Raw genomic sequence first — 25,730 nt, 5'->3', positions numbered from 1 at the left:
CGGGGCCTGTCCGTCCCGGTCCGCCGCGCCCGACATCGCCACCCGCTCGGTACGGTGGCTGCCGACCGTGCCGGTACCCGCAGGATCCGCTCCCTCGCGGGGCTGAAGGAGAAGAGTGATGAGCAGGCAGCTCGCCGTCCCCGTCCGTCTGGCGCCGCTCCTGGACCAGTTCGACTTCGGCTGCGAGCGCCTGCTCGGCCGCATCGGCGGTCCGGTGGTGGACAGCGGCAACGGGGTGGACGTCGAGGCCGCTCCGATGACCGACGCGGAGTACCTCTGGGAGCCGGTGCCCGGCTGCTGGTCGGTCCGCCGCCGGGCGGACGGACCCGGCGCTCGTGCCACCCAGCTGGTCGGGGCGGGCGACTGGGGCCGGGACTCGGCGGACCAGCCGCACCCCGTGCCGCCGCCCTTCACCACGATCGCCTGGCGGCTGACACACCTCGCGGAGATGCTGGCCGTCCGCGCCGACCACGCCCACGGCACCCGCACCCTCACCAAGGGCGACTACCGGGCCCGCCCCGACGCCGCCGGGGCGATCGCGGGCTTCTCGGCCGCCGCCGGGGCCTGGCGCGAGGCGCTGCTCGCCGCCGACGACGCCGTGCTCGACCGGGTCGGCCACTGCACGTACCCGCACGGCAGCGACGCGGAGGAACCGTTCGTCGACGTCATCTGGTGGGTGAACCAGGAACTTCTGCACCACGGGGCCGAGATCGCCCTGCTCCGTGATCTCTACCGGTACCGGCAGCAGCACATCGGGTAACGGCCGGCGTTCTCCGTGGGTGCCGAAGGCTCGGTTTTGCGGACCGGACGGCATACCTTTGGGCCGTCACTCGACGACGACGGAGGTGTCCTCGCATGCGGATCGGCACAACGATCTTCCTCACCGACGAGACGATCACACCGGTACGGCTCGCCCGCCAGCTCGAACAGCGCGGGTTCGCCGGTCTCTACCTCCCGGAGCACACCCACATCCCGGTGAGCAGGAAGACCCCGTACCCGCAGGGCGGCGACCTGCCGCCCGAGTACGGCCGCACCCTGGACCCCTTCGTGGCGCTCGGGCAGGCCGCCGCCGTCACCGAACGGCTGACGCTCGGCACCGGCATCACCCTGATCGCCCAGCACGACCCGATCGACCTGGCCAAGCAGATCGCCACCCTCGACCACCTCTCCGGCGGCCGCTTCACCCTGGGGCTCGGCTTCGGCTGGAATGTGGAGGAGGCCGCCGACCACGGTGTGGACTGGCGCACCCGCCGCGCCCTCGGCCGTGACCGCATGGCCCTGATGCGTGCGCTCTGGTCTGCGGAACCGACGGCTTACGAGGGCGAGTTCGGCTCCGTGCAGGCCAGCTACGCGTACCCGAAGCCGTTCCAGCAGCCCCGGGGCCCGGTGGTCGGCCCGCGCACCCTGGTCGGCGGTGCGGCCGGACCGAAGCTGTTCGCGAGCATCGCGGAGTACGCGGACGGCTGGATGCCGATCGGCGGCGGGGGCCTCACGGAGTCGATGCCCCGGCTCCGTACCGCCTGGGAGTCGGCGGGCCGGGACCCGAAGGACCTGCGGGTGGTCCCGTACGCGGTCCTGCCGGACGCGGGCAAGCTGGCGCACTACGCGGACCTGGGCATCGAGGAGGTCGTCCTCCAACTGCCCCCGGCGGGTGAGGCGGAAGTGCTGCGGACGCTGGACGCGTACGCCGAGTACCTCTAGGGCCTGCACGAAGTCGCCTCGCGATACGGCTACTTGGTCGTGTGCGTGGGGAAGACCTGGACGTCGACGTAGGAGTCCTTGACCTTCCCGGCGCCCTCGGGCCACTTCAGGTTCACGGAGTGGGTCTCGTTCGGGGGCGTCACGAGGATGTCGGTCGGGTTGGTGAGGCTGTCGTCGCTGTTGTCGCGGTCGTAGGCGATGTCGAAGACAGCGGCGTCGCCGGGCTTCAGGGTGGTGACGCGCGGCTGGGCGTGGCTGCGCTCGACGGGGCTCGACGTGTGGTCGATGTCCTTGATGTCGACGCCCGGGAAGCCCGTCGCCGAGCAGGTGGTCGGACCCCGGTTGATCATGGTGACGTTGATCCTGCCGGAGACGTCGTCGGTCGAGGCGTCCACGGCGTCGATGGCCAGGTCCTCCGTCTTGCAGAACGTGGCCTTGCCGCTGGTCCCCGACGTGCCGCTCGCGGCGTCGGAGTGGGTCTCGACGCCGCCGCCGGAGTCCGGCTTCACGTCGCCGGCCTGCGAGCCGCCTCCCGACTTCGAGCTGTCGCCCGAGGAGGACGAAGAGTCCGAGGCGGAGGAGGAGTCCGAGGAAGACGAGGACGAGTTCGAGGAGCCCTTGGCGGCCGAGGTCTTTGCGGAGCCGTCATTGCCACAGGCGGTGAGCGAGAGGGTGGCGGCGAGCCCGACGGCGGCGATAGCTGCGATGCGGGTGTACTTCACGGTGTTCCCCCAGAAATTGCGCGGTGCGTGTGGTCGTAAATATTTGTATCGCGCACCGAGTTACAGGCGGTCTGCGACGGCGTCTCCGTTCTGTCACAGCGCCGAGGGCCCTCCTCCCCACGCCCGCACTCCTTCTTACTCCTCCTGCTCCCCGTGTTCCGCGCGCGCATCAGCAGGTGTCCCCGGCGGAACCGCTCGCCTTCGAGGGGCTCGCGCAGCATCCGGCCGATCTCGACGAATCCGGCGTCGCGGGCCAGTCCGGCGAGTTCGTCGATCGGCCACCGGTAGGCCGTCGTCACCTTGTGGTCGAATGCCTCCACCGGCCCGTCCCCGGACTCGAAGAAGGCGAACAGGAGGACGCCGCCCAGGGGCAGAACGCGGCGGAACTCGGCGAAGTACGGCGGGAGTTCCTTCGGCGGGGTGTGGATGACCGAATACCAGGACACGATGCCGCCCAGCTCGCCGTCAGCCAGATCCAGTGCGTCCATCGAGCCGACCTCGAACCGCAGGTCCGGGTACGCCTCGCGGGCCAGGCCGACCATCACCGGCGACAGATCGATCCCGAACGCGTCCAGTCCCAGGCCCCGCAGGTGCGCCGTGAGGTAGCCGGGGCCGCAGCCCAGCTCGGCGACCGGTCCGGTGGCCCGCGTCCGCACGAGGTCGGCGAAGGCGGCGAGCATCGCACGGTCCAGCGGGAGGGCGCCGAGGCTGTCACGGGCGAAGTCGGCGTAGACGACGGCCATGGCGTCGTAGGCGTCCGCCGTCGCCTGGAGGTGGGAGGAGGGGGATTCGCTCATGAGGAGCGACCCTAGGGCGTTCTCAACCGTCCCGCCGCCGGAAGCGGAGGAAGAAGCGGAGGAAGAAGCGGAGGAAGAAGCGGAGGAAGAAGCGGAAGAGGAAACGGGAGAGGGGCGGGCGGATGGAATGTGGCATTCCGCATGCCTGATGACCCTTGTGGTGACTTGCTCGAAGTTACGGCAACGCGCCGTAAGATCGCGGCTACGCGTTGTGCGGTGTGAGCAAAATAAGTACCCCTTGTGGAGAGATTCCACCTGCGTCGATTGAACTGATTACGAGATGGTCACTATGGTTGGCCCTCGAACCTTCGCACGGTTGGTCACCCATCCGGGGTGGCAGCGAAGGAACCGCCGATTCCGTGACGTGTGCGGAGCCGGGGCTTCCCGTCCCCCCATAGCCCGGTAGGCGGCTCCAGGAAGAAGGAGCTCGCCTTCGTGGCGTCCCACCGTCGTCCCAAGAACCCGAGCCGCGCCCGTGTGACCGTGCTCACCGCGACCGCCGCTGCGGCCGTGGCTCTCACCTCCCAGGCCGCTCACGCCGACCCCAAGCCGACCAAGAGTGAGGTCAAGGCCGAGGTCGACAAGCTCTACCACGAGGCCGAGGTCGCCAACGAGCACTACAACGAGGCCAAGGAGAAGCAGGAGAAGCTCGAGAAGCAGGTCGGCGCGCTGCAGGACAAGGTGGCCCGCGGTCAGCAGGAGCTCAACACGCTCCGGGCCGGCCTCGGTTCGCTCGCCGCCGCGCAGTACCGGTCTGGCGGCATCGACCCCTCGGTGCAGCTCTTCCTCGCCTCCGACCCGGACAGCTTCCTCGACCAGGCCTCCGCGCTGGACCAGTTGACGGCCAAGCAGACGGAAGCGCTGACGAAGATCCAGAGCAAGCAGCGGACCCTCGCGCAGGAGCGCAAGGAGGCCCAGGACAAGCTCAGTGACCTGGCCGACGTCCGCAAGACGCTCGGCTCGAAGAAGAAGCAGCAGCAGGGCAAGCTCGCCCAGGCGCAGAAGGTGCTCAACACCCTCACCGCCGCCGAGCGCCAGAAGCTGCGCGAGGACGAGGCACGCGCCAGCAACGCCGCCAGTGACAAGGTGCGCGCCAGCCGCGGCGCCGGTGACCGGGTCGAACTCGGCAACGAGGCCCCCGCGTCCAACCTCGGCGGGGCTGCCCTCCAGGCCGCCGCGACGCGGATCGGCATGCCGTACCAGGCACGCGCCACCGGTCCCGGCTCCTTCGACTGCTCGGGCCTGACCCAGTGGGCCTACCACCAGGCCGGTGCCGAGATCACCCGCACCACGTTCACCCAGATCAACCAGGGCACGCGCATCTCGACGAGCCAGCTGAAGCCGGGCGACCTGGTCTTCTTCAACGGCAATTCGCACGTGGGGCTCTACGCGGGCGGCGGCAGCGTGCTCCACGCCCCGTACCCCGGCGCCTCTGTCCGCTACGAGTCGATGGGCACGATCGGCTCCATCTACGGCGCGGTGCGCATCTGATCACGCGTCGACGGGCGGACTTCCGCGCCCGGTGAGTACTTCTCCTGCCCGTCGGCGACTACAGGTCACCGGCGGGCAGGGCGCGTTCGTGGGCGCGTTCGCGAACGCGCCGAGGAGCGGGCGCTGTTAGCTTGCGGTCGTGGACGACTTCTCACGCTCCTGGACAGCACTGCTCGCAGCGGTGGCCGGACTCGACGACGCGGACTTCGCGCGGCCGTCCGGCTGCACCGGGTGGCTCGTGCGGGATCTGGTGTGCCACCTGGTCATCGATGCCCAGGACATCCTGATCACCCTCGCCACGCCCGCCGCCACCGAACCGACCCGGGACGCGGTGACGTACTGGGACGTCACCGGTACGCCGCCGACCGGAGAGGACCCGCTCGACGCGCTGACCGTCCGGCTGGCCGCCGCGTACGAGGAGCCGTGGCTGCTCAAGTTCCACCTCGACGACGTCGGCTCCGCGGCGGGCCGTGCCGCCGGACTCGCCGCCCCCGGACTCCGGGTCGGCACCCGTGACGAGGTGTTCGAGGTGGCCGACTACCTCTCCGTGTACGTCCTGGAGAGCACGCTGCACCACCTCGACCTGACCGCTCACCTTCCCAAGGCCCCGGCACCGCCCGCCGAGGGCCTGGCCCGGTCGCGCGAGCTGCTGGACGCGATCGCCGGTATGCCGTTCCCGTCCTCGTTCTCCGACAGGGACGCCCTGCTCATCGGCACCGGACGACGTTCCCCGACGGAGTCGGAGACGGCCGAACTGACACAACTCGCCGCGAGGTTGCCCCTGTTCCTGGGCTGATTCGCGGGCCGACCTGCCGAGCCCCTGTCCTGCTGCGGCCACCGCCGCTATTTCGCTACGCCCGTTGCGTAATTGGGCGGACGGCGCTACTTTCGTTTTACGAAACGGTCGTAGCGATAAGGGGTGGGTGCCGTGGAACCCGGCGTACGGCGCGGTCGTCCGCGCGATGAGGCGGTGGATGTCCGTATCGTGGAATCCGCCGGGGAGTTGCTGCTCGGTCACGGCTACGACCGGTTCTCGGTCGACGAGGTCGCCGTACGGGCCGGGGTCGCGAAGACCACGCTGTACCGGCGCTGGCCCACCAAGGACCACCTCGTCGTCGCCGTCGTGGCGCGGATGCAGGACGAGGTCCCCGTCGCGTACCGGAACGACGTACGCGCTGACCTCACGCGCTACCTCAACGCGATCGTCGACGGCCTCCACCGGATGCGCCTGGCCGGACGCCCTTCGGCGTCGGGCGACACGTCCGCCGGGGTCGTCGCGGAGGTCGCAGCCGCAGCCGCGCGGCACGCGGACATCGGTGCCGCCGTTCGCGCCATGTTCCTGCGGCGCAACGCACTGGTGCTGCGGATGATCGAACAGGCCCGTGATGCGGGTGAGTTGGAGAAGGGCGTCGATCCCGAAGTCGTCTTCGACCAGCTGGCCGGGGCTCTGTACTACCGGCTGCTCATCACCGGCGCCCCCATCGATGCGGCCTACGTCGACCGGCTCGTCGCCAGCGTGCTGCGGGGCGCCTCCGGCTGACCGTGTCCCCAGTCCCCAGTCCCCCGTACCGAAACGAGAGGAAGACCGACGATGGCCACCGCCTTACCGCACACCGCCGATGACACCGCCCCCGAACAGGCACCGCAGCGGCCCGTTCCCGCCCGGCGCCGCCGACGGCGGCGGACGCTGCTCGTCGCCGGAGCGGCGCTGCTCGCCCTGCTCGCCGGCTACACGGGGTGGACCAACACCCACCCGGTCCGACTGGAGGCCTCCATCGAGATCGAGGCGTCCCCCGACGAGGTCTGGCAGGTGCTGACCGACCTCCCCGCCTATCCGCGGTGGAACCCGTTCATCACCTCGACGAAGGTGACGTCGGACGGCGGACGCCTCGAAGTGGGCGCGACCCTGCGCAATGTCATGCACGACAGGACCGGCGACACCGTCTTCGAGCCGGAGCTCCTGGCGGTCGAGCCGGGCCGGGAGCTCCGGTGGATCGGGAAGATGGGGCCCGGCTGGATCGCGGACGGCGAGCACCGGTTCGTGATCGAGGAGACCGGCGACCATCGCGTCCGCCTGACACAGAGCGAGAGCTTCACCGGTGTCGCGGTGCCGTTCGTCGCGTCGCAGCTCAGGTCCGGCACACTCCCGCAGTTCCGCGCGATGAACGAGGCGTTGGCCCGGCGCGTGGCGCAGACGCGTTCCGGCTGAGCGGTGCCGGTCACGTCCGGTCGACCGGGACCCCTCCGGGCCGGGGCGTATCGGGACCCGCTACGCCCCGGGACCCGCTACGCCCCGGGACCGGCCACGCCCGGGCCCGCGTAGGCGCCGACGTTCGGCGGGTCCGTGACGGCGTTGCCGTACAGGTCGCGCCCCACGCCGGGCACCGGGGTACCCGCGCCGATCGCGGGCGAGCCCTGGCGCAGCCGCAGTCCGCCGGGGAGTGCGCCGGTGCGGTCGGTCAGCAGGGGGTCGGCGGTGGAGCCGCCGGGGTCGGCGGGAGCGCCGGTGACACCCACCAGGGTGTTGTGGGAGAGGGAGACGCCGGTGCTGTCCCTGAGGGCGAACGTCGCGGTGCCCGTACCCTCCTTGACCACGATGTTGTTGGTCAGCGTCAGGCCGTGGTGTTTGTCCGTGTTCTCGTTGACGACCGTCTGGCTGATGCCCTCGCCGATGTACACGGTGTTGTTGTGCGCCCGTACGTCGTCGAAGGAGCCGGAACAGGTCTCGATGCCCCGGTAGTGGTCGTCGCGGCTGACGTTGTACCGGATGACCGCGTCGGAGAGCGTCCCCGTCGCCGTGCAGACCAGGAAGAAGCCGCCCGCGTTGTCATGGCTGACGTTGTACTGGAAGACGGTGCCGAACGTGCCCTCGTCGACGTCGTACGCCATTCCGTCGCGGGTCGTCTCGCCGCCGGACACCTCGTTGTACTGGAAGAGCGTGTTGTCGGCGTTCCAGGGCCACATGCCCGCGTTGTAGCCGGCCGAGCGGCGCTGGAATCCGTCGAGGCGGTTGTGTTCGACGAGCGCGCCGTCGGTCGCCGTCATGACGATGCCGTCCCCTGCGAGGTCCTTCAGCGTGTTGCCTCGGACGACGACCCGGGTGGACGGCAGGTAGGCGGGCCCGTCCGGGTCGTAGTCGCCGTGTACCGGGCGGTTGTTCCAGGTCGAGCCGAAGTAGATGCCCTCGCGGTCGACACCGGTGACGGTGTTCCCGGAGACCTCGACGTCGTCGAACCTGGTGGGTGTGGCCGAGCCCGTGACGGAGAACAGGATGCCCGCGGAGCCGGTGGTGCCCTTGGTGTCGTCGCCCCGGATGTCGTGGATGTCCAGACCGGTCAGCCGGTAGTGCGTCCCGGTGCCGTAGTCCTCCAGCTGGACGCGCACGCCGCGCTTGTTGCCGCCCGAGTTGCCCGAGTTGGTGATCGAGAGGTCGCTCGCCTCGACCCACTGGGTGTTCTTCAGCAGCAGCGTCTCCGGGTTGCCGCCGCCGTCGATCACGGGCTTGGCGCCGGTCCCGTAGGCACCGATGACCATCGGCCTGCCCGGCGCGCCCGAGCCGTCGGGCGCCAGGGTGCCGGTGCAGCGGGTGGAGCGCCTGAGCCGGATCTGGCTGCCGGTCGTGAGCTCCAGCCGGTTGACCTGGTCCAGGCTCTGCCAGGGCGCGGTGACGGAACCCGTCTGCCGGCTCCCCGTGGCGGAGCAGTCGACGTACTGGACCGCACGGCTGCTCGCGTGCGGGGCGGCGGCCGACGCCGGGGCGGAGAGGGCCGGCAGTGACAGGGCGGCCGTGGCCACGATCACGGCGGTCACGGAAGCTGCGGTCGGCCTCGTGCGCGGTAGCGGGGGATGCATGGGCTTCCGTTCTCTCGGTACTCGGCGCAGGTGCTTTCGCACAGCACTATGCGGGGAGGAGCGGGAGGTCCGGAAGTGTGCCGTCGGAGGTTTCTGTTTGTTTCTGTCGGGTCGTCGGGGTCAGGTCGGGGCGAAGTGCGCCAAATCGGCGCGTTGTCCGTGGGGGAGCGGGCCGGCTTGCGCGCAGGGGTCGGATGACTCCTGGCGGGAACGGAGCGGCCGCCGCGCCCCGGGACCGCCGCCTCCGGCCTACAGCGCCCGCAGGGCCCTCGGCCGGGGCGGTTCCGGCACCCTGTCCAGGAGCGCCGGAAGGTCCGTCAGCGCGTCGATGCGGAAGTCCGCGGCGGCGACGACATCGGGGTGGTCCGCCCACCAGTACCCGCACGCCCCCCGCCGGAGGTGCGCGGTGAGCAGCCCGCACGACTTGGCCGGGAACAGATCGCCGGCCGGGTGGTCACCCACGTACAGCGTCGCCCCCGGCTCCGCCCCCGACACCTCCAGCACCCGGGCGAAGAACTCCGGGTCCGGCTTCGCGACGCCCCACTCGTCCGAGGTGACGACGAGGTCCGCGGGCAGGTCCAGTGCCCGCAGGAGCTCTCCCGCCAGCACGGTCCCGTTGCCCGCGATCACCACCCGTACGCCCAGCGCGCGCAGTTCCGCGAGCACCGGCCGTACGTCCGGGTACAGGTCGGGCTCCGCCAGGTGCTCGCCGCGGCCTGCGGCGGTCCGGGCGAGGGAGGCCTCGTTGATGTCTATGTCGGGGCGCAGGAGGCTCAGCGCGTCGGCGCTGTCCCGCCCCTGGACGACCGCGGCACCGACCAGCGCACTCAGCGTGTGCGGCGGGACGCCGAGCCAGTTGGCCCAGGAGGCCCAGTAGCGGTCGTCGCGGATGAGTGTCTCACCGATGTCGAAGACGATCGTTTCCATCACCGTGCCGACCCTACGGGGCGCGGACCGTTGCGCGGCCGAGGCGCCAGGGGCGACGGCCGACGACAGGCTCCGGTCGGGGAGATCGCAGGCCGAGGGACGCCGGGGGCGGGTGTGGCCTGCGGGAGATCCGGCCGGTCACCGGCCGGCTACCCGCTCGTATCCTCGTTTCATGACCGATGCTCAGAGCGGACGCCCCACCACCAATTCCATGCGCCGTGCCCTCAGGCGGGCCCGCGACGGTGTCGCCCTCGACGTGACAGAGGCCGCCGTCCTGCTCCAGGCGCGCGGCGAGGATCTGACGGATCTCGCAGCCTCCGCCGCCCGGGTCCGGGACGCCGGACTTGAGGCCGCGGGCCGGCCGGGTGTCATCACGTACTCCCGCAAGGTCTTCATCCCGCTGACCCGGCTCTGCCGCGACAAGTGCCACTACTGCACCTTCGTCACCGTGCCCGGCAAGCTCCGGCGCGAGGGGCACGGCATGTTCCTCTCGCCCGACGAGGTCCTCGACATCGCCCGCCGGGGCGCGGAGCTGGGCTGCAAGGAAGCGCTGTTCACCCTGGGCGACCGGCCGGAGGACCGCTGGCCGGAGGCGCGGGAGTGGCTGGAGGCCGAGGGGTACGACGACACCCTCGCGTACGTGCGCGCCATGGCGATCCGGGTGCTGGAGGAGACCGGGCTGCTGCCCCACCTCAACCCGGGCGTGATGACCTGGACGGACCTCCAGCGGCTCAAGCCCGTCGCCCCGTCCATGGGCATGATGCTGGAGACCACCGCGACCCGCCTGTGGTCGGAGCCGGGCGGTCCGCACCACGGCTCACCGGACAAGGAGCCGGCCGTACGGCTGCGCGTCCTGGAGGACGCGGGCCGCTCCAACGTCCCGTTCACCACCGGCATCCTCATCGGCATCGGTGAGTCCTACGAGGAGCGCGCCGACTCCCTCTTCGAGCTGCGCAAGACCGCCCGCGCCTACCACGGCATCCAGGAGGTCATCGTCCAGAACTTCCGCGCCAAGCCGGACACCGCGATGCGCGGCATGCCGGACGCGGAGCTGGAGGAACTGGCCGCCGCCGTCGCCGTCGCCCGCCACATCCTCGGCCCGTCGGCCCGCATCCAGGCCCCGCCGAACCTGGTGGACGCCGAGTACGCGCTGCTCATCGGCGCCGGGATCGACGACTGGGGCGGCGTCTCGCCGCTCACGCCCGACCACGTGAACCCCGAGCGCCCCTGGCCGCACATCGACGAGCTTGCGGAGAAGACCGCCGAGAGCGGCTTCACACTGCGGGAACGGCTCACCATCTACCCGGAGTTCATCCAGCGCGGCGAGCCCTGGCTGGACCCGCGCCTGCTCCCGCACGTCCGCGCGCTGGCGGACCCGGAGACCGGGCTCGCGAAGGAGGGGGCGATCCCCGCCGGGCTGCCCTGGCAGGAGCCGGACGAGGGCTTCAACGCCTCCGGCCGCACCGATCTGCACCACACCATCGACACCGAGGGCCGCACCTCCGACCGCCGCGACGACTTCGACGAGGTGTACGGGGACTGGGAGGCGCTCCGCGAGGCCGCCGCCCCCGGCATGGTGCCGTCCCGCATCGACGGCGACGTCCGCGGGGCGCTGAGCCAGGCCGCCGACGACCCGACGAAGCTCACCGACGAGCAGGCGCTCACGCTGCTGCACGCGGACGGGCCGGCGCTGGACGAGCTGTGCCGGATCGCGGACACCCTGCGCCGGGACGTGGTCGGTGACGACGTCACGTACATCGTCACGCGCAACATCAACTTCACCAACGTCTGCTACACCGGCTGCCGCTTCTGCGCCTTCGCGCAGCGGCGCACCGACGCCGACGCGTACACCCTCTCCCTGGACCAGGTCGCGGACCGCGCCGCGCAGGCCTGGGACGTCGGCGCCGTCGAGGTCTGCATGCAGGGCGGCATCCACCCGGACCTGCCCGGCACCGCGTACTTCGACATCGCGCGGGCGGTGAAGGAACGCGTGCCCGGCATGCACGTCCACGCCTTCTCGCCGATGGAGGTCGTCAACGGGGCCACCCGTACCGGCATGTCCATCCGTGAGTGGCTGATCGCCGCGAAGGAGGCCGGTCTCGACTCGATCCCCGGCACCGCCGCCGAGATCCTGGACGACGAGGTCCGCTGGGTGCTCACCAAGGGCAAGCTGCCCACGGCGACCTGGCTGGAGGTCATCAAGACCGCCCACGAGGTGGGCCTGCGCTCGTCCTCGACCATGATGTACGGCCATGTCGACCAGCCCCGCCACTGGCTCGGCCACCTGAGGACCCTCGCCGGCCTCCAGCAGGAGACCGGCGGCCTCACCGAGTTCGTGACGCTGCCGTTCATCCACACCAACGCGCCCGTCTACCTGGCCGGCATCGCCCGCCCCGGGCCGACCGACCGCGACAACCGCGCGGTGACGGCGATGGCCCGACTCCTCCTGCACCCGCACATCACCAACATCCAGACCAGCTGGGTGAAGCTGGGCACGGAGGGCGCGGCCGAGATGCTCCGCTCGGGCGCGAACGACCTGGGCGGCACGCTGATGGAGGAGACGATCTCCCGGATGGCCGGGTCGAGTTACGGCTCGTACAAGTCCGTGCAGGACCTGGTCGCGGTGGCCGAGGCCGCCGGCCGGCCGGCGAAGCCGCGTACGACGCTGTACGGGGAGGTGCCCGAGGAGCGGGTGGCGGCGGCCACCGCGTCGGACGGCCACCTGCCGGAGCTGCTGCCGGTGCTGCCCGCGTAGGGGCGGTACCGAAGCCGCCGGTCCGGAACCCGGACCGGCGGCTTGGCGGATCTGAGAGCTGATCCACTCGCGGATCAGCTCGCGGATCTACTAGCGAATCAGCTCGCGGATCAGGAGCGCTTCGAGCGGCGGCGGGACGCCACCACCAGTCCCGCGCCCGCCGCGAGCACCACCGCGGTGCCGGCGATCAGCGGGAGGGTGCCGCTGCTGCCGGTCGAGGCCAGGTCGCCCTCGGCGGGGGCCGTGCTGCTCTGCGACGGGGTGGGCGTGCCCGCTTCCGCGGGCTGCGAGGCGGAGCCGGAGGGTGAGGCGGACGGGGAGGCGGAGCCCGCCGGGGTGTCGCTCGGGGCGGGCGTCGTGGCACCGGACGGGGTGCTGACGACCGGCGGCGTGGCGCCCGGGGTCTCACCCGGCGACGGGGTCTCCCCGGTCCCGGGCAGGCAGCCGCTGAACGGGAAGTGATGCGTCTCCGCACCGCCCGAGCCGTGCAGGGAGGCCACCCACACCGAGCCGTTGACCGGCGCGGCGGTGCCCAGTTCGAGGTGGGCCCGCGGCGCCAGCACGCTGCCGGGCCAGGCCGCCTGGCTGTTCTTGGTGATGGTGCGGGCGTCGGGGAAGTTCCACAGCAGGCGGGCCCGGACCTTGCCGTCGGAGGCGCTCTGGAGCTTGTCGTCCAGTACGAAGTCCTGGCCGCCGGACAGGAAGAACCCGGTGGTGCCGGCCGTGGCCATGTCGTAGCTGTCGCCACTGACGTTGACGAGGGAGGTCGCACCGGCCGGGACCTTGAGGAACACCTCCTTGGCCTGCTCCAGCTGACCGGCGGTCACCCGGAAGACGTTGCGGGTGGTGCTGTCGCCCGTCAGGGTGAGCCGGCTGCCGTCCGCCTTCACCTGGGTGCCGTCGGTCGCCGCCTCCCCGGCCAGCGCGGCGGAGTAGCCGCGCAGCTTGGTGAACTCGGCGTCGAAGTCGATCAGCCCGGCGTCCTTGCGGAAGGACCCGGAGTGCAGTTCGACGGCACGGTCGCTGACCTTGCCGCCGACGGCCGCGTTGCCCTTCATCACGGCGGTGACAGAGCCGCCGTTGAGGAGATCGCCGCGCACGACGAGCGACGCCTGTCCGGGCAGGGCGGCGACCTCCGCCGCCGTCAGCTCGTTGGCGACGCTGAACCCGCCGCGGAAGTCGGCGTTGCCGCCCACGGCCACCGCCCCCTCCGCGTCGGGGGAGTGGACGTCGTCACCGAGGACGAACTCGCCGTACTTCCCGGCGACTCCGAACGCGTCGGTGGCGCATTCCGACGGGCCGGCAGGCGTGGCCTGGGCAGCCGGAATGGATATGAGGCCCAGGGCGAGGCTCCCGCCGAGCACGGTGGCCGCGGTGGCTGCGGATATGCGCATGGTGCGTGGTTCTCCTGCGGGTCGGATGCGAAGAGTGAATGCGAAGGCCTGGTGAAGGCGTCGCACATGATCTCCGCACATCCTCGCGCATTGGTCAAGACCAATGTGCGAGGGAGCGCGCAGAGAACCGGACCGGTCAGTCCAGCCGGCGCGGGACGCCGAGGAGCCCGGCCTCGATGTCGGTCGGCTGGAGCTTGACCAGCTTCCGGTGCTGGGTCGTGCACCACAGCACCATGTCGTCACCGAGCGAGGGCAGCGCCTCCGCCTGCACCTGCGGCAGCCGCAGAATCCGGCCGAGGACAGCGGCCTCCTCCGGGGAGACCCGCTGGATACCGACCAGTCCGGCGTTCTGGATCAGCTTCGGCGCCGACGGACCCAGGAACGGCATCAGCGTCAGCACGGACTGCCACGGCCCCGTCGCCAGCCGGCTGCGCGGCGGACGCATACCGCAGTCCCGTACGACCAGCACGGGGCTGGTGACCGAAGCGCCCTGCGGGCCCACCTGCTTGACGTCGTGCACCGTCATGCACTGCTGACCGCCGCCCGCCGCCTGCGCGAGCCCCGTCCACGCCTGCGGCCTGGCCGTCTCGACGGCGACGCGCGCACCGGTACCGGCCGTGCGCAGCGCCAGCACCTGCGCCGTCCACACGCTGCCGATGACCACGACATCGAGCTGGGTGGGGCGGAACAGGCCGAGCACCGCGGGCTGCCCCTTCGCGTCGACACCCGCCACGACCCCGTCGTCACCGAGCGGCAGCCGCAGCGCGGCAAGCTGCTCCACGGGCAGTACGTGCCGGTCGCGGCGCGGGCCGAGCAGCCCGAACCCGGGCCTGCTCCGCCCGGCCGCCCGAGGGGTGGCCGGAGCCGGACCGTTGGTCCCGGCGGGCGTCGTACGGTGGGTGCTCAACGGGTACCTCCGAGGGGCAGGGTGGCCAGCACGCCGGGCAGCTGTTCGCGGTCCAGCCGGACGAGGCTGACCTTCACCCCGCGCGCCGCACGCTCCAACTGACGCCGTACCGAGACCAGTTCGTTGCTGCCGCGCGCGGTGAGGCGGACGTGTCCGCTGACGGCCGGAGTGCCGCCGGTCCCACGCGACACCGCCAGGCTGAACGTACTGGCCAGCGCCGGCATCGAGGTGAGCAGCGCCACCAGCTGCGCGGTGGGCGCGGCCCCCGCGCCCAGGTGCGGCCAGCGGCCGACCCAGTAGGTCGTGTGCCAGCGGTCGTCGCAGCGCCAGGCGCGGGTCGACTCCGTGGTGCGCCGCAGCGGGGCGTCCGCCCGTACCGCCAGGGCGCTGGCCTGCGGGCTGACACCGGCCGAGGTCGCCAGGGCGGACGTCACCTGCGCCTCTGTCATGACCGAGGCGTCGAACCCCGCCCCCGTCAGCCGGCTCGCCAGCTGGTCCGTGGCCCGCAGCAGCGCGCGCTGCGCCCCGCCGATCCCGCCACCGCGGGCCCGTACCGCCTCCGGGCACAGCTCGGGGGCGAGCTTCAGCGCGATCCAGGTCAGCCGGATCGCGGGGGTGCCGGCCTGGGCCTGGAGCGGCGCGTAGGAGCGGGCCGCCGCGGCCTGCTCCGGCAGGTGCGGTCCGGGCGCGGGCTGCGTGTGCTGGACGACCTGGACGGACTCCAGCCGGATGTCGTCCACCTCAAGGGCCTCGTGCAGCAGGCCGAGCTCCAGCGGCCGGGCGTCCCGGGCCGTCCGCAGCGGTTCGTCGCGCGGCTGCACGAGCAGCAGAGCCGTCAGGAACGTCCCGTCACCCACCATCCCGATGGAGCGCTCACGCTGCCGGTCGGTGTAGGTGTACGTCCGCAGCGCCGCGTCGCACTCGATGACCGGCGCGAGCCCGGGATCGATCCCGTCCGCGGACCACGGCTGCCGGGCGGCCCGCAGCCGCCCGCGCAGCGCCATGACCGCGTTGAGCCACTCCACCACCGGCCGTCCACGCCGCCGCGCGACCGCCAGCAGCACCAGCACCGCCGCGACCAGGCCCATCGGCACCAGCATGACCCTGTTCGTCACCCACGCGATCAGCATCAGCGCGCCGGCGACCTCCATCAACACCACCTGGTGCAGCCGAACCCCGCCGATGCGTCCTGGCTTCGGGTGCACACTCATCACTGCGGTCGTCGCGCTGCTCATCCCCCGGTATGTCCCTCCGTGTCACGGCACTACGGCGTGTGTGCGTGGACCGACGCGCTTCGCACACCGGCCCGCGACCGCCAACTGTCCCACGACCGGCGCCGGGGCGTTCGAACGGGGGCTCAAGGCCCACGGCCGGACGGGAGCGTTTGGCAGACTCCCTGAATCATGTACCCGCACAGCGGCGGACGAGTGTCGGCGGGCATAGTGGTGGCGGTTCGCGAGGCATCTACAACCACGGGGAGAAGTCGGGCAGATGGCATCACGGCGGGACGAACTCAACGCCTACACCTTCGCGAAGAAGCGGCTGGTCGCCGCCTTTCTGCAGCCGTCCGCAGCCGGTACGGACGAGGCGGCACCGCGCCCGCTGCGCGCCCTGGTGCCGGGAGTGGTGGTGGGCGCCCTGCTGCTGGCGGGCTTCGGGGCCTGGGGGATCTTCAAGCCCAAGGTTCCCGACGGCTGGGACGACCCCGGTGCCCACGTGATAGTCGGCAGTGATTCGACGACCCGCTACGTCGTCCTGGAGACCAAGGGCGTCAAGCGCCTGCACCCGGTGCTGAACTTCTCCTCCGCGAAGCTGCTCCTGGACCCGAGCAACTCCTCCGTGCTCCAGGTGAAGGAGTCCGAGCTGGACAGCGGAAAGCTGCAGCGCGGTCCGATGCTCGGTATCCCGTACGCCCCCGACCGGCTGCCCAGCAAGGACGACGCCGGACGGAACAAGCTCTGGGTGGTCTGCGAACAGCCCGGCGCCGGAGCCGGAGGCGGCGTGCAGAAGGCGGTCTTCCTGCTCGCGGACCGGGACGCGGACAAGGTCGGCGGCAAGAAGCAGCTCCACGGCGGCCAGGCCCTCTACGTCGAGGCGGACGGCGGCAACGGCACCAGGTACCTGGTGGACGCGGACGGCACACAGCACGTCATCGGGACCAGCGGCGGCGACAAGCCCTCCGCCCGCGACGAGGTACTGCGCCGCTCCCTGTTCAGCGAGGGCGCACGGCCCCAGAAGGTCACCAAGGACTGGCTCGGCACCCTGCACGCCGGCGAGCCCGTCGACTTCCCGAAGCTGCCCGCCAAGGCCGGTACCCCGGCCGGCGTCAACGGCCTGGACGCCCGCCTGAACAAGGTGGGCACGGTGCTCAAGGCCGTGGCCGGTACCGGCATGCAGCAGTACGTCGTCCTGCCGAAAACGGTCGCACCCGTGTCCGACCTGGTGGCCAGGCTGCTCCTGACGAGCCCGGAGGCCGCGGTGCTGGGCCAGAAGGCACAGGCCACCGAGGTCGGACCGCAGTCCTTCACCTCTTCCCCGGACGAGTTCTACGCGAAGTTCGGCTGGCCGAGGAACGTACCGACGCAGGCCAACGACACCGCGTCCCCGACCGGGACCGTCTGCAACGTGCTGCACGGCGTCACCGGGACAGGAGTCCCGAAGCTGACCACCTGGGCCGGTTCCGGATACCCCGTCCGCTTCCTGGACGGGGCCACCAGCGCGTACGTCACACCGGGCAGCGGTGTGCTGTACCGGCAGTTCAACGGAGCGTCCCCCACCACCGGATCACTCTTCCTGGTGACGGACACCGGACTGCGCTACGCCGTACAGACGAACAACGACAGCAGCGCGGACCCCTCGAAGATCGGGGCCACCGGGAAGCCGACGACCCCGGAGGAACAGGCTGCCGAGGTCAACCAGGCGCAGACCAGGCTCGGTTACAAGGACGTCAAGCCGCTTCCGGTGCCGGACAACTGGTCCAACCTGCTGCCCAAGGGCCCCCGGCTCGATACCAACAGCGCCAAACAGCCGCAGAGTTCCTGAGGGCGGAGAGGAGGAAGGCGCGTAATGACCACTCGCACTACTCGCACTACTCGCACCACTCGTAACGGAGTCCGCTCCTCGGCCGTCGTGCTGCTCCTGACGATCGCGGCGGGCGCCGCCCTGCCGGGGCTCGCCGCCGCCGACGAATCCGACCCGCAATCGGGTTCCGAGGCCAGCGGTGAGTGCACCTTCCCCATGAAGAAGCAGATCCAGGGCCGCCCCTGGGCGCTCCAGCGGCTGGTGTTCGACCAGCTCTGGCAGGACACCAAGGGCAAGGGCGTCCGGGTCGCGGTGATCGACACGGGTGTCGACGACACGAACCCGCAGCTGAAGTCCGCCGTCGACCGGGCGGCCGGGACCGATCTGCTGCCGGTGCCGAAGGACGGGTCCCAGGACCCGGACGCCTCGAAGGGCAAGGGAAAGAGCAAGGGCAAGCCGAGCGGCGGTGACGGCACCGTCGACACGGTCGGCCACGGCACCAAGGTCGCCGGCATCATCGCGGCCCGCCCGCGCTCGGGCACGGGGTTCGTCGGTCTCGCTCCGGAAGCGACGATCATCCCCATCCGGCAGAACGACGACAAGGGCACCGGCACCGCCACGACGATGGCCGCGGCCATCCGCCACGCCATCGCGCAGCACGCCCGGGTCATCAACATCTCCCAGGACACCGCCAAACCCCTGCGGGCCGACTCCGACCTGGCGCTCGCGGTGGCCGAGGCGCTGAACAAGGACATCGTCGTGGTCGCGTCCGCCGGGAACGACGGACTCGCCGGCGCGGTCAAGGTGACGTACCCGGCGGCCTACAAGGGCGTCCTGGCGGTGGCCGCCTCCGACCGCAACGACGAGCGGGCGCCGTTCTCCCAGATGGGCGACTTCGTGGGGGTCGCGGCACCGGGCGTCGACATGGTGTCCACCGTCCCCAAGGGCGGCCAGTGCGTCGACAACGGCACCAGCTTCTCCGCCCCCTACGTCGCCGGAGTCGCCGCGCTCCTGCGGGCGAAGCACCCGGGCTGGAAGCAGAACCAGGTGGTGGCCCAGATCGAGCAGACCGCGGAACGCGCGGTCAACGGCCGGGACAAATTCGTCGGGTGGGGAGTGGTCGACCCGGTGCGCGCCCTCAACGACGACGAACATCCGGTGAACGCCCCCACCCCTGACCGGGCGGTATCGAATGGTCCCGCCGGACCGGAACCAATCGCGCTCCAGATGGGTGAAACAAGGAAGGAACGCATCGCCCGGATCTCGATCTACGTGCTGGCTACCACAGGCCTTCTCGTGGCAGTGATCGCGGGCGCCGCGATCGTGTTGCGAGACCGTCGCAGCCGCGTAATTAGGTGAATATCCAACAAGTCAAGGCAAGACTAAGGCTGTTGGATTGCGTGGCGGCCGCAGCTAAACTGATAATTGACAACTTTGGTCCGATGTACGCGTGGTAGCGACAGGCAAGCAGCCCGCGACATCCGATTCATGGGGGAAGGTGCGTTATGACAGACAAGCTCAAGCACTCAGCTGATCAGATTGACAGTCTGATCCGCGAACTCGGCCACATGCACGACACACTCCAGGGCAGGATCACGCACCTCAACGGGGTCATCGACGCCGTGGAAGGTCACTGGAAGGGTGTCGCGGCCAACGCGTACAACGGCCTCCAGACGCAGGTCAACCTCGACGTGCGGGACCTGAAGGATCTCCTCGACTTCACCCAGGAAGCCGTCCGGATGAGCAAGGACGGCTTCGACGCGGAAGAGGTCGAGCAGCTCAACAAGTTCAAGGGCATCGACGGCGCCAGCAACACGGGCAGCAACGGAGTCCTGGACCGGTTCCAGGTCTCCTAGCAACCCGCCTCGCAGCCCGCCCGCACTTCGCCTCGCATCAGGAGACCGTTCCATGGAGATTACGTACTCAGGGGTCGTAGAGGCCTCGAACCAGGTCAAGTCGACCGCCAACACCATCAAGGGTCAGCTCGACGACCTCAACAGCAAGGTCAAGGCCGTCGTCGCCACCTGGGACGGCGAGACGCAGCGCGCGTTCTACGACCGCCACAGGGGCTGGGACGTCAAGGTCAACCACATGCACGAGACGCTGCTGACGATCTCGACGAGGCTCATGGAAGCCACCGAGGGCTACCGGGCGAACGACCTCGCCCAGTCCCGGCGCTTCCAGGGCTGACCCAAGCGCAGATGAATCACGACGGAACCGGCACGATGTGGATGTGGGATGCGGCCGACGCATCCCACATCCACGCCTGCGGTTCCGCGGCACTTTAGGGGAGGTGCTTGCATGAGACCTGAACTTCCGGGCGACGGATCACCCGCGCCCGATCTGGCGGCGCCCAGCGAGTCTCTGAAGAGCTTCAAGACCCGCGTGGACAAGCTGCTCACGAAGCTCGACGGCTCACCGGCCGCGCACAGCCGTATCACCGAACAGAAGGTCACACCGGCCTCGTACGGCACCGGTTTCCCGGAGGCCATGGGGCTGTCCAGCGCTTACGACATGGTGCACGCGCGCCTGGAGCTGCTGTCCAAGACGCTCGGGGATCAGCTGGAGGCGATGGGCATCACGGTCGACCTGGCCGACCGAGGCTACGAGAACGTCGACCAGGAACACTCCGAGCGGTTGCACGCCATCCAGCAGCGCACCGAGGTCTACTACAAGAAGCCGGACACCGGCAAGGATCACGGAGCGCACGGAGGCGACGAGAACAAGCCCGGCGACGGCTCGTCCAGCGGTAACGACGGCTTGTAACACGTAGAAGTGAACGGGGGACAGGGATAACCATGGGCGAGAAGCTGCCACCACTCAACGCCTGCTACAACACCAGCAACTTCGAGCACGCGTCGTACCAGGACATGCTCAACATGGTCAGTGGCGTCAACGCCACGGCGATCATGGCTCGCGGTACGGCTCTCGTCGACGCGCAGACCGAGATCGAGAAGATCGGTACAGAGCTCAAGGAGCACGTCGGCCGCACCACCGGCTGGAAGGGCGCGGGCGGTGATGCCTTCCGCGAGTGGGGCGACGAATTCGCCAAGGAGACCCTGAAGCTGGCCGACTACGCCGGTACCGCGGGCACCTCGCTGCAGACGGCCGGCCAGGCCCTCAGCGAGGTGGCCAAGGTGATCCAGGGCCACCCTGACGCCGTGTCGATGTGCTACGCGGACGAAGCGAAGGAAAAGGCCCGGCTCAAGGCCGTCGAGACGGCGCGGAACGAAGCCATTCCGCAGATGAACAAGCTTGCCTCGTACTACCTGATGGCCCAGCAGTCGATCTCCTCCCAGGAGGAGCCGAACTTCAAGCCGCTGCCGGATGCTGCTGTGCCGGAGAGCCCGGTCGACTCCTGGCAAAAGGGCTTGGGGCCTGGAGGGAGTAACTCCGGAACCACGGACTCGGTGGCAGGTACTTCGGGCGGCGATACGTCAAGGGTCGATCACCAGTACAGCACCGTGCGTCCTGATGGCGTCAGCCCGTCCTCCCCGGACGGCACCCCTGTCGTCCACACGCCGCAGCATGTCGGCGCGGTCCCCGGGGCCCCGGACAACACGGGCACGAACATCGACACGGTGACGATGCCGCAGACCCCGAACCCCACCACGGTCCCGCCCACCGGCGGGCCACTGCCGCAGGGCCCGGGTGGCGGCGGGCACCAGTCGCCTCTTCCGCCCGTGATCCCCCCGCGTACCGGACCGTTCGGTCCCGGAGGCGGCCCGGCGCGTACATTGCCCACGGGGCCGGGTGGCAAGGGTGACGTCGGGCGCGTCCGGCCTCCGACGAACAACCCCGAGAGGAGCACCGTGTCTCCGACGGGCACCCCCGGTAGGGGTGGCGTCGAAGGCGGTCGGCCTCCCATGGGCACGCCCGGCCGGGGTGGCGTCGAAGGCGTCCGGCCCCCCATGAACACCCGGACCGACACCGGCATCCACGGCGGTACGCCGGCTCAGGGCGGCCGGGGCGGGGTCGGCCCGGCCCGGGGCACCGCGCGCGGGACGGTCATCGGTGGCGAGAAGCCGTCGACCTCGACCGGCCGCGGAATGATGCAGGGCCACGCCGGTGGCGCGCCCGGGATCGCCGGGGGCCGGGCCGGGGCCACGCGCCCCGGTGGCAACGCGCAGCGCCTGGTCAACGAGCCGGGCGGCACCGTGCGGGCACCACGCGGAACGCAGTCGGGGGCCGGCGGGGAATTCACCCCGGGCGGCACCGGGCTCGTCCGTGAATCGCCGCGATCAGGCGGAGCGATGGGCTCGATGGGCGGCGCAATGGGCGGGTCCCAGGGCAAACGGCGACGTCCTCAGCGGCGTGACGGCGAGATCCCGGACTATCTTGCCGAGGACGAAGAGACCTGGGGCACGGGAGACGACGGCGTGGTTCCCCCCGTGATCGACTAGTTCCGGTTTCGAAGCAGCGACGCCGGACGGCGGACAGAGAACGAGTGGGTGGCATGAAGTCAACGGTCAGGCGTCACCGCAGGCGAGCCTCGGCGGTGGTGTCCGCGCTGGGTGCCCTGCTCCTCCTCGGTGGCGCCATCGCCCCGGCCGCGTACGCGGACACCATGCGCGATCGCGAGTGGTACCTGGACCGGATGCAGGCCCCTGAGATGTGGAAGGTCAGCACCGGTAAGGGGATCACTGTCGCTGTTGTCGATACCGGTGTGATTCCTTCTGTTTCTGATCTGACAGGAGTAAAGGTCCTCCCGGGGAAGAACTTCGTCGATCCGCAACTGGGTGCGCACATCGACGTAGACGGGCATGGCACCGCCATGGCGATGCTCATTGCTGGGAACGGTGTGAATGGTCAGGGGGTGAAGGGCCTCGCGCCGGACGCGCACATTCTCCCCTTGACCGTTTTCGGATCCACCAAGGAATCGGCTACCAACAGCGTTCCTGCCCTCGTCTCGGCCATTCGGTATGCCGCCGACAGCGAAGCAAAGATTATTAACATGTCGTTGGCATACGAGTACTTCACGCCCGAACCGGACGAGTTGACACAGCTCCAGAAGGCAGTGGACTACGCGATTAAGCGTGGAAAGTTGCTTTTTGCCGGAACCGGCAACAGAGGTGACAAAGAGAACACCTTCGCGTACCCGGCGGCGAGCATCGGCGTCGCGGGCGTGGGAGCCGTCGACAAGACATCCTCGGTCACGAAGTACTCGGTATCTGGGCCCCAGGTGGCACTCGCCGCCCCGGGGGAGGACATCCCGATCCGCTGCGTCGACGGGAAAACGGGCTACTGCAGCAGCGGCGGCACCAGCCAGGCAACGGCCATCGCCTCCGCCTCCGCCGCCCTCATCTGGTCCAAGCACCCGTCCTGGACCGGCAACCAGGTCCTCCGCGTCCTGATGAACACCGCGGGCAAGCCGACCAAGGGCAAGGTCCCCAGCCGCTACATCGGCTACGGCACGGTCCGCCCCCGGCTGGCCGTCCTCGGGGACCCCGGAGACCCGGGCCCCGCCGACGTGAACCCGCTGGTGGCCGCCCGGACCCCGAAGAAGTCCCCGTCGCCCTCGGCGTCTGCGTCGAAGGCCGGCGGTTCCGGCTCCTCGAACGCTTCGAAGCAGCCCGCGTCGTCCGCGGCCTCCGAGAAGTCGGATGACGGCAAGGGCGTAGGCGCGATCGTCTGGATCATCGTCGGAGTCGGTGTGGTGGTCGTTGTCGGCGCGGTGCTCCTGCTGCGCCGGAGAGCTGAAGGCCTCCGGCGCTGAGCTCGTGCCGTCACTCTCACCCCGACGATCCCAATCAGAACGGCCTGTACGCGCACAGGCAAAGAGGAGGCATTGTGGACGACGAATTCATAGGTGGTCTGCAGCAGTTCCAGCAGCACGCGCTGAAGCTGCAGAACATGATGACGAACATGCAGAACCAGATGCCCCAGGGTGTCGAAGGCGCGGATGCGCAGGGCGCCGTAACCGTCCGATTGGCATCGGACGGGCTTCCGGAGTTCATCAAGGCTGCTTCGGACTGGCAGCGCCGGCAGCCGCCCGAGGCCATCGGGGCCGTTGTCAGTGAGGCTTACGGCGCCGCTATGAGCGTGCAGATGGAAGGCCTGTCGCGGGCCTTTGATGATGCGGGCTGGCGAGCCAAGGCCGACCAACTGGATAATTCATTTGCCACATCCGGCCCTTCCACCGCGCCGGAGACACCCTCGGCAACAACGGAAATCCCTGGACCGGATTTGCGCTACGTCGTCCCGCGGAGCCTCGATGAGGTGACCGAGGACGCACTCGCGGCATTCAGCGCGGTGGAGCAGCTCGCGGGGGAGGTCCCCGAGCCGGTACGGGCCACCGGCAGATCAACGGCTCACCGGGTCGTTCTCACTGTGACAAAGGGCGCTCTGCTCTCCTGCGAGGTGGATCCCCAGTGGGCGGCTAGGCAGACGTCCATCGGGCTCAACCAGGCGTTTGACGAAGCCCTGACCGATGCCCGCGACAAACTCAGCACTCTTGAGGCTGCAGCCGAGGACAGCACGGCCAATCTGCAACTCGGTGGCCTGTTGAACGAAGCGCTGGCCATTCTGAGTGACCCCCGACGTCTTACTGAATAACTCCTGAAGGGATTGAGGGCATTGGGTGACCCCGACCTCAAAGTCATCACCGACGGACTGCGTTCCGATGCGGCGATGTGGGACGAGCAGAGCAGTGCGATGAAGGCGGTCCACAACGCGGTTGAAGGAACGCGAATGAACCACCTTCAGGCTGGAGTCTTCCAGCTCCTGGTATCGGCTTACGAAGCTGTCATCGATCAGATTTCTGCACGCAGTTCTGAGGGGGAGGTGCAGATGTCGGCGGTCGCTACGGCGTTGTACAAGAATGCTAAAGCATACGACGACCACGAGGTCGACACGAAGAAGCACGTAGATCACGCCTACTAGACGGGGAATGGAATGCCTTTCAACGCGGCGCAATACGAAGAGACTTCAAAAAAGCTCACCTCGGGAATTGAGACTCTCTCGACCAAGCTGAATGAGGTCGGCCCGAAGGCGGAATCCACGGCGAATCACTGGTACGTGCCCGACTTCGTCGCGGATGCGATCATCTGGACTGCGAACAAGCTCATCGAGGCAGGCTCATGGGTCCTCAACAAGATCAAGGAGCTCCTGCAGGGGGTCGCGGCGCCCGTCTACATGGCCATCCATGTCTGGGACTGGCAGTCTGATGTCCGTGGGAAAGCCAGTGGCGTCGCCGGCAGTACCACGTCCGACCAGCTTCAGTCCCTCAAGCACTGGACAGGTGACGCTGCCACTGCCTACACGACGGCGGTGAAGGCGCAGCCCATCGCGGCCGCCAAGATCGGCACCAGCGCGGACAAGGTGGCCACGGGCCTGGCGCTGTGCGCCACCGCCGGACTCGCGTTCTACATCGCACTGGGCGTTGTCCTGTATCAGCTCATCGCGAGCATGATCGCCGCGATCGTGGCGATCGGCTCCCTTGTCTTCTCCTGGGCGGGTGCGGCGCTCGTCGTCGCAGAGGCCACGGCGAGCACTGCGGCCATCATCACCGCCGCCACGGCTCTGCTGGCTCTGCTGGGTGCTCAGGCTCAGCAGATGTCCGCGATCGAGGGCGAAGCGCGTGACGAGTCGACCTATCCTCAGGGTCACTGGCCCGTTGCAGCCCCGTAAGGGCCGGTGTCATTCCGGCGCCTGACTCTCGTGCGCAGTGTGACCGGGTGCGGGATGCCTTGGATCGACAGCTAGGTGGCTTAATGCGTGTATTGCGAGTAATTCTCTGGGGCGTCGGTCTGCTCGCGTTGGTGGGTCTCTTCTTCTCGTTGAAATCGGGCCTCCCAGCGGCGGTCTGGATTCTCTGCATCGTCCTGGCTCTGGCCTGTCCGCTGGTGGCCGAGGGGCGTTCGGCATGGCAGACACCGGGTGCGCGTCGGGCGGAGCAGAGGGATTGGTACGCCCAGACCTTCGGCTCGATCGACGCACTGCGCCAGGCTGTCGACGAGCCGGGGCTGCGCCGCATCCGCGACGAGAAGGGGCCCGCCAACGCGGTACGGGAGGTCAAGCGCCGACTTCCCCGGCTTCCGTTGGACGTGGCAGTAGCCCTGGTCAAGGAATTGTGAGCCTCCGTGCCACGAACGGGTCCGGTTCGGGGAGGGTGTGCTGCGAGGCGGCGTGCTCTCCCTGAGTTCGTGTCGGTGCCGGAGAAAT

Annotated in this window: 24 protein-coding genes and 1 pseudogene; 18 read left to right on the top strand and 7 right to left on the bottom strand. The window is 69.8% G+C overall.

The window, feature by feature from the left end; translation table 11 throughout:
- Positions 1 to 118: 118 nt before the first annotated feature.
- Both OG892_RS16545 and OG892_RS16540 read left to right on the top strand, forming a co-directional pair.
- A complete protein-coding gene (locus OG892_RS16545) occupies positions 119 to 760 on the top strand; it encodes a DinB family protein (RefSeq protein WP_371629569.1) in 642 nt (213 codons plus the stop codon).
- 95 nt (positions 761 to 855) lie between these two features.
- Entirely contained in the window at positions 856 to 1,701 is an 846-nt protein-coding gene (locus OG892_RS16540; RefSeq protein ID WP_371629568.1) for an LLM class F420-dependent oxidoreductase, read from the top strand.
- 29 nt (positions 1,702 to 1,730) lie between these two features.
- Here the strand turns inward: OG892_RS16540 and OG892_RS16535 are convergent, their stop codons facing one another.
- Both OG892_RS16535 and OG892_RS16530 read right to left on the bottom strand, forming a co-directional pair.
- The gene (locus tag OG892_RS16535) at positions 1,731 to 2,423 is read right to left on the bottom strand and encodes a DUF4232 domain-containing protein (protein WP_371629567.1); all 693 of its coding nucleotides are present in this window, start codon (positions 2,421 to 2,423) and stop codon (positions 1,731 to 1,733) included.
- 161 nt (positions 2,424 to 2,584) lie between these two features.
- A pseudogene (locus OG892_RS16530) lies at positions 2,585 to 3,220 on the bottom strand (class I SAM-dependent methyltransferase); the annotation flags it as partial.
- 435 nt (positions 3,221 to 3,655) lie between these two features.
- Here OG892_RS16530 and OG892_RS16525 point away from each other — a divergent pair.
- The 4 genes from OG892_RS16525 to OG892_RS16510 all read left to right on the top strand — a co-directional run bounded on the left by OG892_RS16525 (position 3,656) and on the right by OG892_RS16510 (position 6,920).
- Positions 3,656 to 4,711 carry a C40 family peptidase gene (locus tag OG892_RS16525; RefSeq protein ID WP_073737201.1) on the top strand — a complete coding sequence of 352 codons (1,056 nt, stop codon included), beginning with the start codon at positions 3,656 to 3,658 and terminating at the stop codon, positions 4,709 to 4,711.
- 139 nt (positions 4,712 to 4,850) lie between these two features.
- Complete coding sequence (locus OG892_RS16520; protein WP_371629566.1) at positions 4,851 to 5,507, top strand: maleylpyruvate isomerase N-terminal domain-containing protein; 657 nt, start codon at positions 4,851 to 4,853, stop codon at positions 5,505 to 5,507.
- A gap of 189 nt (positions 5,508 to 5,696) precedes the next feature.
- Positions 5,697 to 6,251 carry a TetR/AcrR family transcriptional regulator gene (locus OG892_RS16515; RefSeq protein WP_158072256.1) on the top strand — a complete coding sequence of 185 codons (555 nt, stop codon included), beginning with the start codon at positions 5,697 to 5,699 and terminating at the stop codon, positions 6,249 to 6,251.
- A gap of 51 nt (positions 6,252 to 6,302) precedes the next feature.
- Positions 6,303 to 6,920: an SRPBCC family protein gene (locus tag OG892_RS16510; protein WP_371629565.1), complete on the top strand. Its 618-nt coding sequence runs from the start codon at positions 6,303 to 6,305 to the stop codon at positions 6,918 to 6,920.
- A 77-nt stretch (positions 6,921 to 6,997) separates the two neighbouring features.
- Here the strand turns inward: OG892_RS16510 and OG892_RS16505 are convergent, their stop codons facing one another.
- Both OG892_RS16505 and OG892_RS16500 read right to left on the bottom strand, forming a co-directional pair.
- Complete coding sequence (locus tag OG892_RS16505; protein ID WP_371629564.1) at positions 6,998 to 8,521, bottom strand: right-handed parallel beta-helix repeat-containing protein; 1,524 nt, start codon at positions 8,519 to 8,521, stop codon at positions 6,998 to 7,000.
- Between the two features lie 291 nt (positions 8,522 to 8,812).
- Complete coding sequence (locus OG892_RS16500) at positions 8,813 to 9,490, bottom strand: HAD family hydrolase (protein WP_073737203.1); 678 nt, start codon at positions 9,488 to 9,490, stop codon at positions 8,813 to 8,815.
- Between the two features lie 172 nt (positions 9,491 to 9,662).
- On the opposite strand from OG892_RS16500, the gene OG892_RS16495 reads away from it, so the two are divergent.
- Complete coding sequence (locus OG892_RS16495) at positions 9,663 to 12,245, top strand: bifunctional FO biosynthesis protein CofGH (protein WP_371629563.1); 2,583 nt, start codon at positions 9,663 to 9,665, stop codon at positions 12,243 to 12,245.
- 110 nt (positions 12,246 to 12,355) lie between these two features.
- Here OG892_RS16495 and OG892_RS16490 read toward each other — a convergent pair whose 3' ends face one another.
- From OG892_RS16490 to eccE, 3 genes are all read right to left on the bottom strand, one after another.
- A complete protein-coding gene (locus tag OG892_RS16490) occupies positions 12,356 to 13,639 on the bottom strand; it encodes a choice-of-anchor A family protein (protein WP_371629562.1) in 1,284 nt (427 codons plus the stop codon).
- A 136-nt stretch (positions 13,640 to 13,775) separates the two neighbouring features.
- Positions 13,776 to 14,546 (bottom strand): hypothetical protein, encoded by a 771-nt coding sequence (locus OG892_RS16485; protein WP_371629561.1) that lies wholly within the window; start codon positions 14,544 to 14,546, stop codon positions 13,776 to 13,778.
- On the bottom strand, positions 14,543 to 15,781 hold the full coding sequence (gene eccE, locus OG892_RS16480; protein WP_242436780.1) for a type VII secretion protein EccE: 1,239 nt from the start codon (positions 15,779 to 15,781) through the stop codon (positions 14,543 to 14,545). The genes OG892_RS16485 and eccE overlap by 4 nt, the downstream gene beginning before the upstream one ends.
- Positions 15,782 to 16,037: 256 nt before the next feature.
- Here eccE and eccB point away from each other — a divergent pair, with 256 nt between their 5' ends.
- The 11 genes from eccB (at position 16,038) to OG892_RS16425 (ending at position 25,642) form a co-directional block, all read left to right on the top strand.
- Entirely contained in the window at positions 16,038 to 17,588 is a 1,551-nt protein-coding gene (eccB, locus tag OG892_RS16475) for a type VII secretion protein EccB (protein WP_371629560.1), read from the top strand.
- A 195-nt stretch (positions 17,589 to 17,783) separates the two neighbouring features.
- Positions 17,784 to 18,926, top strand: a complete 1,143-nt coding sequence (mycP, locus tag OG892_RS16470; protein WP_073737331.1) for a type VII secretion-associated serine protease mycosin — start codon at positions 17,784 to 17,786, stop codon at positions 18,924 to 18,926.
- A gap of 146 nt (positions 18,927 to 19,072) precedes the next feature.
- Positions 19,073 to 19,423, top strand: a complete 351-nt coding sequence (locus OG892_RS16465) for a WXG100 family type VII secretion target (protein WP_073737208.1) — start codon at positions 19,073 to 19,075, stop codon at positions 19,421 to 19,423.
- A 52-nt stretch (positions 19,424 to 19,475) separates the two neighbouring features.
- Positions 19,476 to 19,757 carry a WXG100 family type VII secretion target gene (locus tag OG892_RS16460; RefSeq protein ID WP_073737209.1) on the top strand — a complete coding sequence of 94 codons (282 nt, stop codon included), beginning with the start codon at positions 19,476 to 19,478 and terminating at the stop codon, positions 19,755 to 19,757.
- Positions 19,758 to 19,868: 111 nt separating this feature from the next.
- A complete protein-coding gene (locus OG892_RS16455; RefSeq protein ID WP_328866653.1) occupies positions 19,869 to 20,333 on the top strand; it encodes a hypothetical protein in 465 nt (154 codons plus the stop codon).
- A 32-nt stretch (positions 20,334 to 20,365) separates the two neighbouring features.
- Positions 20,366 to 21,970 carry a WXG100 family type VII secretion target gene (locus tag OG892_RS16450; RefSeq protein ID WP_371629559.1) on the top strand — a complete coding sequence of 535 codons (1,605 nt, stop codon included), beginning with the start codon at positions 20,366 to 20,368 and terminating at the stop codon, positions 21,968 to 21,970.
- Between the two features lie 53 nt (positions 21,971 to 22,023).
- Positions 22,024 to 23,283 carry a S8 family serine peptidase gene (locus OG892_RS16445; RefSeq protein ID WP_371629558.1) on the top strand — a complete coding sequence of 420 codons (1,260 nt, stop codon included), beginning with the start codon at positions 22,024 to 22,026 and terminating at the stop codon, positions 23,281 to 23,283.
- Between the two features lie 74 nt (positions 23,284 to 23,357).
- A complete protein-coding gene (locus OG892_RS16440; RefSeq protein WP_371629557.1) occupies positions 23,358 to 24,122 on the top strand; it encodes a hypothetical protein in 765 nt (254 codons plus the stop codon).
- Positions 24,123 to 24,143: 21 nt separating this feature from the next.
- Complete coding sequence (locus tag OG892_RS16435) at positions 24,144 to 24,449, top strand: hypothetical protein (protein ID WP_371629556.1); 306 nt, start codon at positions 24,144 to 24,146, stop codon at positions 24,447 to 24,449.
- 12 nt (positions 24,450 to 24,461) lie between these two features.
- Positions 24,462 to 25,196 (top strand): hypothetical protein, encoded by a 735-nt coding sequence (locus OG892_RS16430; RefSeq protein ID WP_371629555.1) that lies wholly within the window; start codon positions 24,462 to 24,464, stop codon positions 25,194 to 25,196.
- A gap of 83 nt (positions 25,197 to 25,279) precedes the next feature.
- Entirely contained in the window at positions 25,280 to 25,642 is a 363-nt protein-coding gene (locus tag OG892_RS16425; RefSeq protein ID WP_371629554.1) for a hypothetical protein, read from the top strand.
- The last annotated feature ends 88 nt before the right edge of the window (positions 25,643 to 25,730 follow it).

The organism is Streptomyces sp. NBC_00341, assembly GCF_041435055.1.
Lineage (GTDB): Bacteria > Actinomycetota > Actinomycetes > Streptomycetales > Streptomycetaceae > Streptomyces.
Note: the sequence above shows the minus strand (reverse complement) of the source record. Positions and strands in the feature narration are given on the sequence as shown.

What these genes read in the sequence shown, in the direction of transcription:
- OG892_RS16500 (WP_073737203.1), bottom strand. Translation starts at nt 9,490, where the DNA reads ATGGAAACGATCGTCTTCGACATCGGTGAGACACTCATCCGCGACGAC.
- eccE (WP_242436780.1), bottom strand. Translation starts at nt 15,781, where the DNA reads ATGAGCAGCGCGACGACCGCAGTGATGAGTGTGCACCCGAAGCCAGGA.
- OG892_RS16445 (WP_371629558.1), top strand. Translation starts at nt 22,024, where the DNA reads ATGAAGTCAACGGTCAGGCGTCACCGCAGGCGAGCCTCGGCGGTGGTG.
- OG892_RS16490 (WP_371629562.1), bottom strand. Translation starts at nt 13,639, where the DNA reads ATGCGCATATCCGCAGCCACCGCGGCCACCGTGCTCGGCGGGAGCCTC.
- OG892_RS16510 (WP_371629565.1), top strand. Translation starts at nt 6,303, where the DNA reads ATGGCCACCGCCTTACCGCACACCGCCGATGACACCGCCCCCGAACAG.
- eccB (WP_371629560.1), top strand. Translation starts at nt 16,038, where the DNA reads ATGGCATCACGGCGGGACGAACTCAACGCCTACACCTTCGCGAAGAAG.
- OG892_RS16455 (WP_328866653.1), top strand. Translation starts at nt 19,869, where the DNA reads ATGAGACCTGAACTTCCGGGCGACGGATCACCCGCGCCCGATCTGGCG.
- mycP (WP_073737331.1), top strand. Translation starts at nt 17,784, where the DNA reads ATGAAGAAGCAGATCCAGGGCCGCCCCTGGGCGCTCCAGCGGCTGGTG.
- OG892_RS16540 (WP_371629568.1), top strand. Translation starts at nt 856, where the DNA reads ATGCGGATCGGCACAACGATCTTCCTCACCGACGAGACGATCACACCG.
- OG892_RS16545 (WP_371629569.1), top strand. Translation starts at nt 119, where the DNA reads ATGAGCAGGCAGCTCGCCGTCCCCGTCCGTCTGGCGCCGCTCCTGGAC.
- OG892_RS16430 (WP_371629555.1), top strand. Translation starts at nt 24,462, where the DNA reads ATGCCTTTCAACGCGGCGCAATACGAAGAGACTTCAAAAAAGCTCACC.
- OG892_RS16465 (WP_073737208.1), top strand. Translation starts at nt 19,073, where the DNA reads ATGACAGACAAGCTCAAGCACTCAGCTGATCAGATTGACAGTCTGATC.
- OG892_RS16425 (WP_371629554.1), top strand. Translation starts at nt 25,280, where the DNA reads ATGCGTGTATTGCGAGTAATTCTCTGGGGCGTCGGTCTGCTCGCGTTG.
- OG892_RS16450 (WP_371629559.1), top strand. Translation starts at nt 20,366, where the DNA reads ATGGGCGAGAAGCTGCCACCACTCAACGCCTGCTACAACACCAGCAAC.
- OG892_RS16495 (WP_371629563.1), top strand. Translation starts at nt 9,663, where the DNA reads ATGACCGATGCTCAGAGCGGACGCCCCACCACCAATTCCATGCGCCGT.
- OG892_RS16460 (WP_073737209.1), top strand. Translation starts at nt 19,476, where the DNA reads ATGGAGATTACGTACTCAGGGGTCGTAGAGGCCTCGAACCAGGTCAAG.